The organism is Thalassospira profundimaris (assembly GCF_003326755.1).
Classification (GTDB): Bacteria; Pseudomonadota; Alphaproteobacteria; order Rhodospirillales; family Thalassospiraceae; genus Thalassospira; species Thalassospira profundimaris_B.
On sequence record NZ_JPWH01000002.1, the window covers coordinates 213,278 to 227,435 of the forward strand.

General features: G+C 53.2%; 12 protein-coding genes and 1 pseudogene. 6 read left to right on the top strand and 7 right to left on the bottom strand.

Annotated features, from left to right (window positions below; all coding sequences use genetic code 11):
* Positions 1-196 precede the first annotated feature (196 nt).
* Complete coding sequence (putA, locus tag TH25_RS04015) at positions 197-4,006, top strand: bifunctional proline dehydrogenase/L-glutamate gamma-semialdehyde dehydrogenase PutA (protein WP_114087138.1); 3,810 nt, start codon at positions 197-199, stop codon at positions 4,004-4,006.
* 71 nt (positions 4,007-4,077) lie between these two features.
* Here putA and TH25_RS04020 read toward each other — a convergent pair whose 3' ends face one another.
* Together TH25_RS04020 and TH25_RS04025 are read right to left on the bottom strand one after the other, a co-directional pair.
* The gene (locus TH25_RS04020; RefSeq protein ID WP_114087139.1) at positions 4,078-4,299 is read right to left on the bottom strand and encodes a helix-turn-helix domain-containing protein; all 222 of its coding nucleotides are present in this window, start codon (positions 4,297-4,299) and stop codon (positions 4,078-4,080) included.
* Positions 4,299-4,847, bottom strand: a complete 549-nt coding sequence (locus tag TH25_RS04025) for a DUF2975 domain-containing protein (RefSeq protein ID WP_114087140.1) — start codon at positions 4,845-4,847, stop codon at positions 4,299-4,301. Before TH25_RS04025 ends, TH25_RS04020 begins: the two co-directional genes overlap by 1 nt.
* A gap of 315 nt (positions 4,848-5,162) precedes the next feature.
* On the opposite strand from TH25_RS04025, the gene TH25_RS04030 reads away from it, so the two are divergent.
* Positions 5,163-5,798 (top strand): BON domain-containing protein, encoded by a 636-nt coding sequence (locus tag TH25_RS04030; RefSeq protein WP_114087141.1) that lies wholly within the window; start codon positions 5,163-5,165, stop codon positions 5,796-5,798.
* Positions 5,799-5,961: 163 nt separating this feature from the next.
* Positions 5,962-6,090: pseudogene (locus TH25_RS25670) on the top strand ((2Fe-2S)-binding protein); the annotation flags it as partial.
* Positions 6,091-6,297: 207 nt separating this feature from the next.
* Here TH25_RS25670 and TH25_RS04040 read toward each other — a convergent pair.
* Complete coding sequence (locus TH25_RS04040) at positions 6,298-7,347, bottom strand: Glu/Leu/Phe/Val dehydrogenase dimerization domain-containing protein (RefSeq protein WP_114087143.1); 1,050 nt, start codon at positions 7,345-7,347, stop codon at positions 6,298-6,300.
* Positions 7,348-7,748: 401 nt separating this feature from the next.
* On the opposite strand from TH25_RS04040, the gene TH25_RS04045 reads away from it, so the two are divergent.
* Positions 7,749-7,982 (top strand): hypothetical protein, encoded by a 234-nt coding sequence (locus TH25_RS04045; protein WP_073956479.1) that lies wholly within the window; start codon positions 7,749-7,751, stop codon positions 7,980-7,982.
* Positions 7,983-8,141: 159 nt separating this feature from the next.
* Here the strand turns inward: TH25_RS04045 and TH25_RS04050 are convergent, their stop codons facing one another.
* The 4 genes from TH25_RS04050 to TH25_RS04065 all read right to left on the bottom strand — a co-directional run bounded on the left by TH25_RS04050 (position 8,142) and on the right by TH25_RS04065 (position 12,240).
* A complete protein-coding gene (locus tag TH25_RS04050) occupies positions 8,142-8,741 on the bottom strand; it encodes a 2-hydroxychromene-2-carboxylate isomerase (RefSeq protein WP_114087144.1) in 600 nt (199 codons plus the stop codon).
* Positions 8,742-8,810: 69 nt separating this feature from the next.
* Positions 8,811-9,998, bottom strand: a complete 1,188-nt coding sequence (locus tag TH25_RS04055; RefSeq protein WP_114087145.1) for an endo alpha-1,4 polygalactosaminidase — start codon at positions 9,996-9,998, stop codon at positions 8,811-8,813.
* Between the two features lie 2 nt (positions 9,999-10,000).
* Positions 10,001-11,137 carry an NAD(P)/FAD-dependent oxidoreductase gene (locus TH25_RS04060; protein WP_114087146.1) on the bottom strand — a complete coding sequence of 379 codons (1,137 nt, stop codon included), beginning with the start codon at positions 11,135-11,137 and terminating at the stop codon, positions 10,001-10,003.
* 5 nt (positions 11,138-11,142) lie between these two features.
* On the bottom strand, positions 11,143-12,240 hold the full coding sequence (locus tag TH25_RS04065; RefSeq protein ID WP_114087147.1) for a hypothetical protein: 1,098 nt from the start codon (positions 12,238-12,240) through the stop codon (positions 11,143-11,145).
* A gap of 227 nt (positions 12,241-12,467) precedes the next feature.
* Here TH25_RS04065 and TH25_RS04070 point away from each other — a divergent pair, with 227 nt between their 5' ends.
* A complete protein-coding gene (locus TH25_RS04070) occupies positions 12,468-13,343 on the top strand; it encodes a division plane positioning ATPase MipZ (RefSeq protein ID WP_181847407.1) in 876 nt (291 codons plus the stop codon).
* Between the two features lie 145 nt (positions 13,344-13,488).
* A complete protein-coding gene (locus TH25_RS04075) occupies positions 13,489-14,157 on the top strand; it encodes a VWA domain-containing protein (RefSeq protein ID WP_258549023.1) in 669 nt (222 codons plus the stop codon).
* The last annotated feature ends 1 nt before the right edge of the window (position 14,158 follow it).

Sequence of the window (14,158 nt, forward strand, 5' to 3'; positions counted from 1 at the left end):
GACCAATCAGTGGATGATATATCGCAAATTTGGAAAAAATGGCAGCATATTTTTCTGATTTGTTACTATTCTGGCGAACATTGCTTTTGCCCTTGCTTTTGAATCCTGTCGGGAAAACGCGGACGATAACCGTCCTGACAGTTTGAGATGATTACAGACAGGGCTGCGTCGTTGTGAACAGGGAGTCTTTTGCGTGATGTTTCGTTCCCCCTTGCCCAAATCCGATCACTTTCGCGATCAGATCCGTGCGACCTATCGCTGTGATGAGGAAGCTGTTGTTAATAACCTGATCGAAAAGGCCACGTTGTCGTCTGAAGACAAGGCAAGGGTGCAGGAAAAGGCTTATCAGCTTGTTGCCAATGTGCGCGCATCGGATTCCGGCAAAAGCGGCATTGACGCCCTGCTGCATGAATATGAACTGACCAGCAAGGAAGGGGTGATCCTGATGTGTCTGGCCGAGGCATTGCTGCGCGTGCCTGATGCCGTCACTGCCGATAAACTTATCCAGGATAAACTGTTTGATGCTGACTGGAACAGCCATTTGGGCAACAGCGGCAGCTTTTTTGTCAATGCTTCAACCTGGGGCTTGATGCTGACGGGAAGGGTGATCCGTTTTGGGCGGGAAGAACGGGCCAATCCCGGGGCCCTGGTCAAACGCATGATTGCCCGTTCAGGCGAACCGGTGATCCGTCGTGCCTTTAACCAGGCGATGCGGATCATGGGCCGCCAGTTCGTGATGGGCCGCACCATTGCCGAGGCCGCGGAACGGGCACGCGCAAACGAGGAAAAGGGGTATCGTTATTCCTATGACATGCTGGGTGAAGCCGCCCGCACGATGGAAGATGCGGACCGTTATTTCAAATCCTATGAACGTGCGATTCATGAAATTGGCAAGGTTGCCAAGGGGCGTGGCCCCATTGACAGCCCGGGTATTTCGGTAAAACTCTCGGCCATTCATCCGCGGTATGATTTTGCCAATCGCGACCGCGTGATGGACGAACTGGTACCGCGCCTCAAGGCATTGGCCCTGATGGCAAAGCAGCACGATATCGGCTTTACCGTCGATGCCGAGGAAGCCAACCGGCTTGACCTGTCGCTGGACGTGATCGAGGCGGTCTTTGCTGATCAGGACCTTGAAGGCTGGGAGGGATTCGGCCTGGCAGTACAGGCCTATCAAAAACGTGCCTATCATGTACTGGAATGGCTGGCTGATCTGGCAAGTCGGGTCGGGCGCAAAATGATGGTGCGCCTGGTAAAGGGTGCCTATTGGGATACCGAGATTAAAAACAGCCAGGAAAACGGCTTTGAAGGCTATCCGGTATTCACCCGCAAGGCGGCAACCGATGTTTCCTATCTTGCCTGTGCGCGCTTGATGCTGTCACGCCGGGATGCGTTTTATTGCCAGTTCGCCAGCCATAACGCCCACACGGTGGCTGCCATTCTGACGATGGCGGGTAATGACCGTACCTTTGAATTCCAGCGCCTGCATGGCATGGGCGAGGCCCTGTATGAGCAGATTGTTGGCAAGGATGGCGAAAATATTCCCTGCCGTGTTTATGCGCCGGTCGGCACCCATGAAGACCTGTTGGCCTATCTGGTGCGGCGTTTGCTGGAAAATGGGGCCAATACCAGCTTTGTGAACCGTATTCAGGATGAACAATTGCCGATTGAAGAAATGATCGGCGACCCGGTGGAAAAAATGGCGGTGCTGCCGCGCAAGGCGCATCCGAAAATTCCGGCACCGATTGATCTTTATGGGGCAGGGCGCATCAATTCGCGCGGGATGGATTTGACCGATCAGATCAAGCTGACCGCCCTTGAAACCCATATGGAAAGCCTTGCCAAAAATGACTGGCGCGCCGCTCCTCTGATCAACGGCAAATGGGTTGAAGGGGACGTACAGGATGTGATGAGCCCGGTTGATCTCTCCGAAAAGGTTGGCGAGGTCGTGCTGGCCGATGAAGACACCGCCAAATCCGCCCTTGAGGCGGCAAGTGCGGGTTATCCGGCCTGGAATGCAACGCCCGCCGCAGAGCGTGCGGCCTGCCTGCGCAAGCTGGGTGATTTGCTTGAAGATAACCTTGACGAGTTTATTTTGCTCTGCCAGCGCGAAGCCGGAAAGCTTTATTCCGATGGTGTCGCCGAAGTACGCGAAGCGGTGGATTTTTGCCGCTATTACGCCAATCGTTGCGAGGAGCTTTATCGCGAAGGCAATGCGATGGAAGGGCGCGGGGTGTTTGTGTGCATCAGCCCGTGGAACTTCCCGCTGGCGATTTTTCTGGGTCAGGTTACAGCGGCCCTTGCTGCCGGTAATGCCGTTATTGCCAAACCGGCAGAACAAACGTCGCTGATTGCGGCCAAGGCGGCAGAGCTGATTTTGGCAGCCGGTGTGCCGGGCAGTGCGTTTCAGTTGCTGCCAGGATCGGGGCGCAAATTGGGTGATGTGCTGATCAATGATCGCCGGGTGGCTGGTGTGGCCTTTACCGGCTCCACCGAAACCGCGCAGGTGATCAATCGCACGCTTGCCAAACGTCCGGGCGCGCCGATTCCGCTGATTGCGGAAACCGGGGGGCAGAATGCCATGATCGTCGATTCCACGGCCCTGCCCGAGCAGGTGGTGCAGGATGTGGTGATTTCGGGCTTTCAGTCCGCCGGCCAGCGCTGTTCCGCGTTGCGTGTCCTGTTTGTGCAGGAAGATATTGCCGATAAATTGTGCCATATGCTGGTTGGCGCGATGAAGGAATTGCGGGTTGGTGATCCGGCCTATCTTGATATTGATGTTGGACCGGTGATTGATGGCAAGGCGCAGGATATGCTCAAAAAGCATATCGACCGGATGAAGCGCGAAGCCAAAATCCTGCATGCCTGTGACATGTTGCCCGAAACCGAAAAAGGCACGTTCTTTGCCCCGCATTGTGTGGAAATTTCCGGCCTGGATGTGCTGGAACGCGAAGTTTTCGGGCCGATTGTGCATGTGGTGCGCTTTAAGGCACGGGATATGGAAAAGGTTTTGGACCAGATCAACGATGCGGGTTATGGCCTGACACTGGGTGTGCATTCGCGCATTGATGGAACGGCACGCCACATTGCCCGTAAATTGCGGGTTGGTAACTGTTATATCAACCGCAACATGATTGGTGCAGTCGTCGGCGTACAGCCCTTTGGCGGGCAGGGTAAATCCGGCACGGGTCCCAAGGCGGGCGGCCCGCACTATGTTGCCCGTTTCGCCAAACCGGTTGCCGATCAGGGCAAGGTTGCGGTGGGGGATGCGTCCTCGGCGGATGACCGGGAAACCATTTTTGTGAATACGCCTGTTCCGGCGGCGGAAATTACCGCCCTGACCAAAGGGCAGATCGACTGGCAGAATATGCCGGGTGATACACGTATGAAGCAGTTGGAAAACCTTGCCAGTAAACTGGCGAATGAGGGCAGCGAGGAACTGGCGCAGGGTGCGCAGCATTTCGCCGATTTTGCCGCAATCTCGCAAAATGGTTTTGTTGCGCCGGTGCGTCTGCCCGGGCCGACCGGTGAAACCAACGATCTGGAGCTTCTGGGACGTGGTGTTTATCTGGTGCAGGCGGACCGTGGGGCTGAACCGGGCCGGGTTTTGCGCCATGTGGCGGCTGCCCTGGCAGCGGGCAATAGTGTGCTGCTGGCAGGCAATGACAAATGGCTTGCCCGGGTGGAAAAACTGGTTGCCAGCCTTGATTTGCCAAAATCCCTTGTCAGGGCGGTGAATGATGAAGCCGGTCTTGCCACCATGAATGGCGGTGCGGTTGCCGGTGTTTCCTGTGTCGCGCCCTTACAAAGGGTGACGGTTTTCAAACAGGTTCTGGCACGTCGCGATGGTGCCATCCTCTCGCTGATTTCCGATAGCGGGATCGAGGATGACGGTGCCTTGCCCGGTGAATTGTTCCTGCATCGTTTTGCCACTGAGAAAACTATTACCATCAACACCACGGCAGCCGGTGGCAATGCTTCGTTGATGTCGATGGAAGAGGCATAAGCGCACGCTTTTCGACCCCTGGATGAATGTTCGGCCAGCCTTTCGGGGCTGGCCGTTTTTGTTGGAACACATCATCCGTTATTGGTTTCGCTGGTGGTGTATTCCAGCAGATCACCAGGTTGGCAGTCCAGGGCCTGACAAATGGCAGCAAGGGTTTCAAACCGGACCCCGCGGACTTTGCCCGATTTCAACAGCGAGAGATTTTGTTCGCTAATGCCGATGTGGGTTGCCAGGTCTTTCGATTTCATCTTGCGTTTGGCCAGCATGACATCCAGGCGCATGATAATGGGCATTAAACAAAGCTCCGGTTTTCGTCATGCAACGTAACGGCTTCGCCCAGAACCCAGGAAATGATCAGGAACAATGCGCCCAGGAAAAAGCTGGTAGCTTCGACATTGCTAAGCCCGATCGAAATGGCGCGTTCGCCTTCGGGCCGGGTAATGGTCACAAAAAGCGACGTTAATGTTCCGGCAAGAGGGGAAAGGAGTGTTTGCGATAACAGGGCGATACTGAAGATTTTCAAATGACGGATTGTGCCATGCTCGAATATCGCGTTGTGGGCAAAGCATAGAAACATTTTGCGTAAATGCCACAGACCAAATGTCATTACGGCCGATGGTATCATCAGCGTGATGAAAACCACAAAAAGTTGGCCGCCCTTAAGGGATTGCAGGTCGGCAAGAGGAACTGGCACCAGGCTGTCGGAATAGGAAATTGCGTTTTGGGCCATGTCAGGTGTCAACCAGATTAAGGGTACAAAACCGAGTTCAAAGACAATCGCGATCAAACACAACCAGCTCAGGATCAGGCTGACGGTGCGTATTTTTGTGGTGGGACTCATTTTCATATTCCTGTCGTTTTATGATGATTAATTATCGTAAAACATGAATAAATTAATGAAATGAGTCAATCAGGATTTGTGAAACGGAGGGTTTTGTCAGAATTTTTTGTGACACGGGCATCTGTTTCGCGGCGAAAAGCGTTTTATTGTCACGGCTTTTGAAAGATTTTTTAACTTTGCCATAATTGTGGTGCCGATTTTGTCATAATCAGCCTGTAAGGCTTGGGATATATGTGCTGCTGTTGCCGGGAATTGGTGCCTGATGGGGCCGATGCCATTGGCGCAAAATTTGAAAAGCGATTTAGGAGTAGCCGAATGAAACGTGTGTCTCGCGGTTTGAAACGAACATTGCAGGTTGTGGCGCTGGGAATCGTTTTCAGTGCGCCGCTGGCGGCTTGTGGCCCGTTGCAGATGCCGGTTGAAAACCGCTCAGGCGATGATCAGTGGCTTGATACCAAGATCAAATCGGAAATCCTGGGCAAATTTGCCGAAATTGATCACAGCTATCTGATCGATGTGAATGTCGATATTTGGAAACAACAGGTCATGGTCACAGGCATGGTTGATTCCAAGGGCAAATATTACGACGTGATGTCGATCATTCGCCAAGATAAGCGCATCAAGAAGATTTACGATCATTTGCAGGTCGCCGATGCCAAAACCGTTGCCGAATATCGCGAGGCCGAGCAGAAATACGGCGAAGACAACGCTGTACCAGCGGATTCGGCCAAGCAGTCTGTTTCCGATGTATGGATCGACAGCCAGATCAAAGCCCTGTTGCTGGCGGAGAAGGGGGTGCGTTCGGTAAATTATCGTTGGGAAACAGTGAACAATATCGTCTACATCATGGGCGAATCGGCCAATAAAACCGAATATGACAAGGTGCTGAACATCGTGCGTCGGATCAAGGGTGTGACCAAGGTGGTCAGCCATATATCGGTTGTCGGATGATCTTGTAATAACAGGATATTCTTAAAATCGGGATCCGCAGCCTCAATCTGGCTGCGGATTTTTCGTATTCCCAAACCGGAATTTGATCGAAATCATTTGAAACGCATTCGCATTTGCAGTAGTTAGGTTCAGGTGTCATTAATAACTGATTGCATTTGCATCTATGTTTGTATGTGTTTGTAATGCCCTTAATCAGGGTGACGTAAAACGTGCTGCAACGGACGGTCACGCAACGCGTCCGGCAGAGGTTTTTCGTTTTCACGGCTGCAAACCACAATGTGGTAAATGTGCCTGTCAGATGCGCGCAGAACTGAACCGCCATTGCTGTTCGGATGGCGGACAGGATCAGGTGGTGGCGAATGTTGCCGCCGATCAGGCGATTGCGGCGGAATAACCATCGGACTGCCACATCGGCGATATAACAATATTCGGCGCATACAAACGACAAAAGGCGAAGCCATCGGGGCCTCGCCTTTCATTTTATCTGCTTTGTAAAGATTTAGGCTGTTTTGCCAAAACGTTCTTCGGCAAGGCGGTCGGCGATATAGCTGGTGGATTTGCTTTCCCGGTCGGCCCGTTCAAAGATTTCGCGCACTGTTGCACCAATACTTTCAATATGGCGGTTTGTCTCGCGAACCGGGCGACCTTCGCGGCAGTAATGCACCTCGACGACGCCACCGGCATTAATGACGTAATCCGGGGCATATAATACACCCATTTCACGCAAGATGTCGCCGTGATGGTCTGCTTCAAGCTGGTTGTTTGCTGCCCCGGCAATGATCCCGGCTTTCAGGCCGGCAATTGAGGTGTCATTGATGATGCTGCCCAAGGCACAGGGGGCCAAAATATCGGCATTGACCGACAGGATTTCATCAATTGAAACGGCTGTGGCCGCAAACCGGTCAACCGCGCGGTTAACGGCATCTGAATTGATGTCAGCAACAATCAATTTGGCCCCGGCTGTGTGCAGCAACTCACAAAGATGAAATCCGACATTGCCCAGGCCCTGTATGGCAACCTGCAGGCCTTTAAGGTCGTCGCTGCCATTTTTGTATTTAACGGCCTCCTTCAGGCCAATAAACACACCATAAGCCGTAAAGGGGGATGGATCGCCGGTGCGTGCCGGGTCCGTGCCATCATTGATACCGCCAACATGGCGTGTCTCGCAGGCGATTTCGGCCATATCGGCGGGGCTGGTGCCGACATCTTCGGCCACGATATAACGACCATTGAGACGTTCGACCGCGCGGCCAACAGCGCGAAACAGCTCTGGCGTTTTTTGGGTGCGTGGATCACCGATGATAACGGATTTACCGCCGCCAAGCGGCAGATTAACCAGGGCTGACTTGTAAGTCATGCCGCGCGAGAGGCGCAAAACATCGTGGATGGCGTCCTGTTCGCTGGCATAGGGCCACATGCGGCAGCCCCCCAGCGACGGGCCGAGATTGGTGTTATGAACGGCAATAATGGCTTTCAAGCCGGTTTCAGGGTCGCTTGCGAAAACAACCTGTTCATGATCGTCAAAGGCGGGTTCGGAAAAAATCGACATTTTGGGACAGCCTCCCGGGCTGGTTTTGTTTTGATTTTGGGAAAGAAAAAGTCCTGCTTACCCTTTTATGTTTGCCGCAATTGCCGGTTCGGCAATTGGAAAGTTGCCAAAAAATCAAAAAAGACCGTTTTGAAGCAAAGCCTTGGGTTGTGTGGAATTTAATGTCCGAAGCGGCGCGGGTTTGTAATTTTATTTCGTGCAAATATTGCAAGCCGATTATGCAAAACTGGCGCGCTGTGGTTTCTTATGTTTCAATTAAATTACGATTCAGGCCGGATGATTTACGGCTCGTTAAACTACTGGTCGCAGACTTGTGGTTGATATTTCGTTTCTTGAGCGAGATATCATCAGGACACATCAAGCGTCGGGTCGGACGCTGACAGCAAAAGGAGTTTCGGGGGATGTCAGCTTTTACAGACCACCGGAAGCGGGTTTATCAAGTTGGGTTGCACAACAAGTTCGTGCGTGAGTGCGTTAAGGAAAACCGTTCTCACGCCCTGTATGACGACCGTTGGGCTGATATACAGACCCACGAAGTTGCCGCACAGACCAAAACAAAGGCACTTGCCATGATCGAAAAAAATTATCCGTCCTGTGACGGATTTGTTGTCGATCACGTCAAACGCCACGATTGATTTCGGTTCTGTGTGAATGCCGGTATGTTACAGGAACTGAAACAGCATTGACGCACATAAATAAGCGCACATAAATAAACAGGGCGGGAACCACCCCCGTCCTGTTTTTTTGTTTTCAGCATATCATGACTTTGACAGTCAAATACCCGGATAACGTGTTCAGTCACGTTCCGCCAGTGCGCGCTCGACGAAATCCAGCCTGTCCTGTCCCCAGAACATTTCATCATCGATAAAATAAGCGGGCGACCCAAAGACGTTCAAGGCTTTGGCATCCTCGGTATAAGCTTTGAAGGTGTCGCTTACGGCCTGGTCCTGCGCCTGGTCAAGATATTTCCCGGCAAGATTAACGCGTGCCAGCGCGGCGCGAATGGTTTCGGGATCGGCAACATTGCGTTCGTTTACCCAGATATCTTCCATGATCGCCATGATCAGGTTGGAAATATCGTGACCGTCAAGTTTGGCGGCAATCATCGTTCCCGCTGCCAATCCGCCATTCACCGGAAAAAATTCCGGATTTTCGTTGATCGGAATATTCAGAAATTTGCGCCAGCGTTTAAGCTCGACCATACGGTATTCCTGACGCGGGATCGGACGTTTGTGCAGGGGAACCCCGCCGCCATGCTTGAAAATTTCGGCCGGGTCTACCGGGCGGTGGTCAATCACGGCATTATGGCGTTTGGCAATATCCATGACCCGGCGCAGCCCGAAAAAAGCCCAGGGCGAGGGAACAAAGAAATAGTGGGTAATAACCTTGGGCACGATTTTCTCCTGCAAATATGCGCGATGTTGCCCGGATGATGGGCGAAGGGTCCGGGCGTCGCGTCGGGCTTATTGATTGGCCCACCACCGGTAATCATCAATACCGTCCATGACGACACCATCAAAGCCAAGCTGGATCAGGCCGGCAACATAACTGTTGGCATTGCCAAAAATGATATTTTGCCATTGTGGTTCCCAGTAATAGACATGGTTTTCCTGGCCCCAACGGCCCTTGTTGCTGGCACTGCTGATAAAATCGGGCGAACCGGCGCGCCAGTTATCCCGCCAGTAATACCGATAGGTTTGCGCGGTACCAATGTCGATATAGGCAAGCAGCAGGCGCGGTGTGCCAAGTTTCTTGTAGCGCAGTTTGCGCATGTCATCATAGGTCAGTGGAACAGTGCCACGATCAAAGGCATCAAGAATGAGGATGTCGTAATTGGTATTTGCGAGGGCATCGACATAGGCATCTTTGCCGCCAAACGGCGCACTGTCGACAACCATTGCGAAATTGCGGGCTTTGTGAATCGTATCAATGACAAACGGGTTCTCGTTAAATGGTGTGGACGGTACCTTTGCCAGGGCTGAAAGCTGCATGTCGGGGGGCGGGGCTGCGTAATAAAGCGGGTCAAGGTCCTTTAAGTTTTCGCGCGATTTGCGGATGTTTTCCATTTTATCGGTGTAATCGAGCATGAAAAACCGCATCCCGGTATTTGACAGGCGTTCCAGATATTGCTGGTCATATTTGACCTCGCCTTCGGCGGTTTCCTTGTTGTAACCATCGCGCCCGTATTGGGGAGCTTCAATCAGGAAGCCATCAAGCGCACGGATGAAATTGCGTGCCGGTTTGGCGTCGGATTTGGTAACAAACAGGCCTGGTTCGATAAAGGTCGTCAGGTCAAGTCCGTTCATGGCAATGATGGAAAAGTCGCTGCGTTGGCCCTTGGCCCACCGGCTTAGGGAAATGACCATTTTGCGCATTTCTTCGGCGAAATCGCGACTTGGTTTGGCATTGTCATCTTTTTCGTTGTCGTCCGTCTTCGGGCTGTTCGAAAGGCTGTTGGCGGGCGGCACAAAGGGTTCAAGCTGTTGCGCATTTGCCTGAAAGCACAGGGGGCCGATCATGCTGGTCATAATTGCCGCAACTAGCCCCGCAAAGAGGACACTGCGCGCAAAGCGCCGCCAGCCAGAGGTTGTTTTAGCGTGATGGCGGTGGCGGGTAAACCCGGCGGGAAGAAGCGCAAGGGCGGAAACCATGATCAGGATGCAGCCTTTTTAACCGGTAAAGAATTCAGTTTAGCACAGACATAATCCCCGATCGCCATTGATGCCGTCAGGCCGGGTGATTCAATGCCATAAAGCGTTATCAGGCCATCAACCCCGTGAGTGTCCACATCGGAAATCATAAAGTCACGGGCAGCTTCGCCTTTGGACTGGATTTTGGGACGTATACCGGCATAACCAGGTTGCAGGGCCGTTTCGTCCAGATCGGGATAATAACGGCGAATGGCCTCGGCAAACAGGCTGCGTCGGGTTTCATCAACCGTGTAGTCAGGCTGGTCAATCCATTCAACATCGGGGCCAAAGCGAGCCTGCCCGCCAAGGTCAAGGGTCAGGTGAATGCCCAGTCCGGCCTGTTCGGGGGCAGGATAAATCAGGGTGGAAAACGGGTTTTTGCCGCCAAGGGTGAAATAAATGCCTCGTGCATAATGTTGTGGCGGAACGGACTTTCCAGGCAGTCCTGCAAGATTGCGTGCCAGTGTCTGGCTGTGCAATCCCCCGGCAATCACCAGTTCCTTGCACGAAATTTCCATTTCTTCGCCTGCCGCGTCCCGGGTTTGCAGGACATGAACCCCGTTTTCATGGCGACCGCCAAGTACATCGGTATTGAGCGCAAGGGTGGCTCCGGCAAGTTCGGCATCGCCCAGCAGGGAAACCATCAGCCCGTGCGAATCAATAATTCCGGTAGACGGGCTTTCAAGTGCTGCAACACATTTAACGGCGGGTTCGCGATCGTGAATTTCTTCTGCGCTACGCCAGGTAAGGTCGGTAACGCCGTTGCCGATGGCGTGTTTTTCGATTTGGCGCAAGGCGTCAATCTGCGCATCGTGGGTGGCGACAATCAGTTTGCCGGTATTGCGATGGGTAATGCCGCGATCCGTACAATAGTGATACAGCGCCTGTTTGCCACTGATGCACAGTTCGGCCTTCAGGCTGCCTTTGGGGTAATAAATGCCGGCATGGATGACCTCGCTGTTGCGAGAGCTGGTTTCGGTGCCAATGGCGTCATGACGTTCAATGATCATGACCTCGCGCCCGCTTTGCGCGAGGGCGCGTGCACAGGCAAGGCCGACAACACCCGCACCTACAACAATGGTTTCAATATCACAAGACATGGCTTCTACTGATCTGCCTGATGAAAAAAGACTGCTTGGCCGTTGCTGTCCTGGCCTTCGCCTTTGACCTGGCTTGGGTCCGGGCTGTTATAGGTGCCACGGGCAGAAACGCCATCCGAACAAAAAATTGTCCAGTTGCCAAAGGGCAGGGTCGTGCTTTGATATCGTCCGCCCTGATGTTGCCAGTATCCTTCGCAGTGGCGATCTCCGCTATCGACAATCATGGTGCCTTCACCGGCCGGTTTGTCAAATTTCAGGACACCATAACCGGTCTGGTCATTCCAGTTCGTTGCAATGCCAATACCCTGGTCCGGTGCAATTGCGGGGGCCTGTTGCGCTGCTTTTGGGGATGTCGGCTGGGCAGGTTGCACCGCGTTGGGCGTATTTTCCGCTATATTGTCGCCGGGTTGTACAGGCGCGTTTGCAACCGGTGCTGTTAATTGTGGTGCTGGTACGGCCGGAACGGTACTGCCGGTATGATCGGGCAGGTTAATCTCAAATCGCAAAAAGAAATCGGCGGCAAAATCGCGGGCTGCGTTTGATGTCATTTGCTGTGCGGGGGGCTGGTGCTGCGGCGCAGTTTGAACGGCAATCGGCTCACAGAAATACCCTAACAGCTGACTGCCTTTCTGATCGGTGCGCAACGGATCCCAGCGCCCGGCATAACTGATGCACTGGGCATTGCCCTTGGCAAACGGCAGGACCTGCATCAGGCCTGACGGCGTTTGATAGGAAAAACTGTTGCCATTGGCACGGCTGCTTCCCTTCAATTCGTCAAACATGCCCAGCAGGCTGGCAGGGGGTGTGTCGGTACGAAAGGCAAAACCGGGGCTGGTTTCGGAAAAGACCGATTCGATAAAGATCTGGTTGGCACTGTGGTTATCGTCGCTTTGATCGAGCCATCGGGCAACATAAACCGTGCTGTTTTCACGGATCTGTCGCAAATAGACAGCCGTGGCATTGAACGGGGGATGATACCGAACCGGGCTTTCTGCCGCGTCGATTTTAAGAAATGCCCCCGCATTTTGCCCGCTGGCCTGTGCTGAGATCCCGATCACGGCCAGTGCCAGGAATGCCGGTATATATTTTTGCGAAAAGGTCACAAACTTCTCCCCCGTTGAGCTTGCTGTCTTTGCGATGCCGATTGCTCTATGTTTAGCGCCAAGACGATAAATTGGCTAGGGTAGAGCCGGTTTGCACCGTGGCTTATGCGTCTTTATACTTGATTTTTACGCATAAAGGCGTTCATTCACGGGCATTGGGGACTTTTGGTTTTCCGAAACACACTATGACGGAGCAGCGCGTAATGACGGGGGACGCAACCGCCACCATGACCGAAATCAAGGGACAGGGCGACGCACAATCCACAGGTGGCCGCACGAAGCGCGCGCATGTCATTGTTATTGGCAATGAAAAAGGCGGCTCGGGCAAATCGACAACGGCAATGCACCTGATTGTTGCCCTGCTGAAAATGGATTTTTCCGTCGGTTCGCTGGATATTGATGCGCGGCAGGGCACATTGACCCGCTATGTCGAAAACCGTCAGGCCTTTAACCAGGCACGGGGACTGTCGCTCAAGATGCCGGTTCATCATCCGATTTATCGAAGCGAGGATAATGACGCAACCGCTGCCAAGCATGACGAGCGTGACAGATTTACCCGTGCCCTGAGTGAGTTGGTGCTGAGCCATGATTTTGTTGTGATGGATTGCCCGGGCAGTGACAATTATCTCTCGCGGTTGGCCCATGCCTGTGCCGATACCCTGATTACCCCGATCAATGACAGTTATATTGATCTGGATATGCTGGCACGAATTGACCCGGAAACACTGGAGGTCAAGGGGCCAAGCCTTTATGCGGAAATGGTGTGGGATGCCCGCAAGCGCCGTGCTGCGGTTGATGGTGGGTCTATTGACTGGATCGTGATGCGGAACCGGTTGTCGCATCTTGATGCGCGCAACAAACGTGATATTGCCGAAATTATCGACAAGCTGGCAAGTCGCATTCATTTTCGGGTTGCCCCCGGCTTTGGTGAACGCGTGATTTATCGTGAACTGTTCCTCAATGGTCTGACGCTTCTTGATTTGCGTGAAAAGGGCATCGGTATTACGCTGAGCATGTCACATATGGCAGCGCGCCAGGAAGTCCGGCAGTTGCTGGAAGTCATTGGCTTTACACCGGCTGATGGCGAAGAATTGCCGATTTGAGTGTGCGTCTGCCCTTGGCAGTGTGGTGGTTCGATTAAAACCGGGTCACAGGTTTCTATAGAGACAACAAACATTCAGGAACGCAATGGCGGATGATGACAGGGCTGTTTCATCACAATCGAGCAGGCAGGATGTCGCGGATTTTTTGAATCGTGCCCGATCTGTTGAACCAACAGCACCCCGCTCCGGCCCGGCGGCGGGACGCATTGTGTTCGCCCTTGATGCCACTGCAAGCCGCCAGCCCAACTGGGACATGGCAGCACATATTCAGGCCGAGATGTTTGACGCCGTTAGCAAGATTGGCACGCTGGATATTCAATTGGTGTTTTTTCGTGGTTTTGGTGAATGCAAAGCCAGCAAATGGTGCCGCAATGCCAGCGAGTTGCGCGACAAGATGACAAACGTGCAATGCCGGGCCGGGCATACGCAAATTGCCCGTGTGTTGCAGCATGTGATCAATCAGTCCCGTAAAAAGCCTGATCAGCCGATTGACGCCCTGATTTATGTTGGTGATTGCGTCGAAGAGGATGCGGATGAATTGGGGCACCTGGCCGGGACCCTGGGTATGACGGGAACACGGGTGTTTGTGTTTCAGGATGGTCGCGATCACGGGGCAGAAAGTGTTTTTCGCGATATGTCCCGGTTGGGAAATGGCGCCTTTGCCCGTCTTGACGGCAATGCAGCATCGGTGCTGGCTGATCTGCTGGGCGCGATTGCATCCCTGGTTGTGGGGGGGATGGATGCGCTAACACATTATGAAAAAAACAGAAAAACCGGTACGATCCGGCTTCTGACCGATCAGTTAAAGCGGTAAC

What these genes read in the sequence shown, in the direction of transcription:
- putA (WP_114087138.1), top strand. Translation starts at nt 197, where the DNA reads ATGTTTCGTTCCCCCTTGCCCAAATCCGATCACTTTCGCGATCAGATC.
- TH25_RS04040 (WP_114087143.1), bottom strand. Translation starts at nt 7,347, where the DNA reads ATGTCGATTTTTTCCGAACCCGCCTTTGACGATCATGAACAGGTTGTT.
- TH25_RS04070 (WP_181847407.1), top strand. Translation starts at nt 12,468, where the DNA reads ATGACCGAAATCAAGGGACAGGGCGACGCACAATCCACAGGTGGCCGC.
- TH25_RS04045 (WP_073956479.1), top strand. Translation starts at nt 7,749, where the DNA reads ATGTCAGCTTTTACAGACCACCGGAAGCGGGTTTATCAAGTTGGGTTG.
- TH25_RS04060 (WP_114087146.1), bottom strand. Translation starts at nt 11,137, where the DNA reads ATGTCTTGTGATATTGAAACCATTGTTGTAGGTGCGGGTGTTGTCGGC.
- TH25_RS04020 (WP_114087139.1), bottom strand. Translation starts at nt 4,299, where the DNA reads ATGCCCATTATCATGCGCCTGGATGTCATGCTGGCCAAACGCAAGATG.
- TH25_RS04025 (WP_114087140.1), bottom strand. Translation starts at nt 4,847, where the DNA reads ATGAGTCCCACCACAAAAATACGCACCGTCAGCCTGATCCTGAGCTGG.
- TH25_RS04030 (WP_114087141.1), top strand. Translation starts at nt 5,163, where the DNA reads ATGAAACGTGTGTCTCGCGGTTTGAAACGAACATTGCAGGTTGTGGCG.
- TH25_RS04055 (WP_114087145.1), bottom strand. Translation starts at nt 9,998, where the DNA reads ATGGTTTCCGCCCTTGCGCTTCTTCCCGCCGGGTTTACCCGCCACCGC.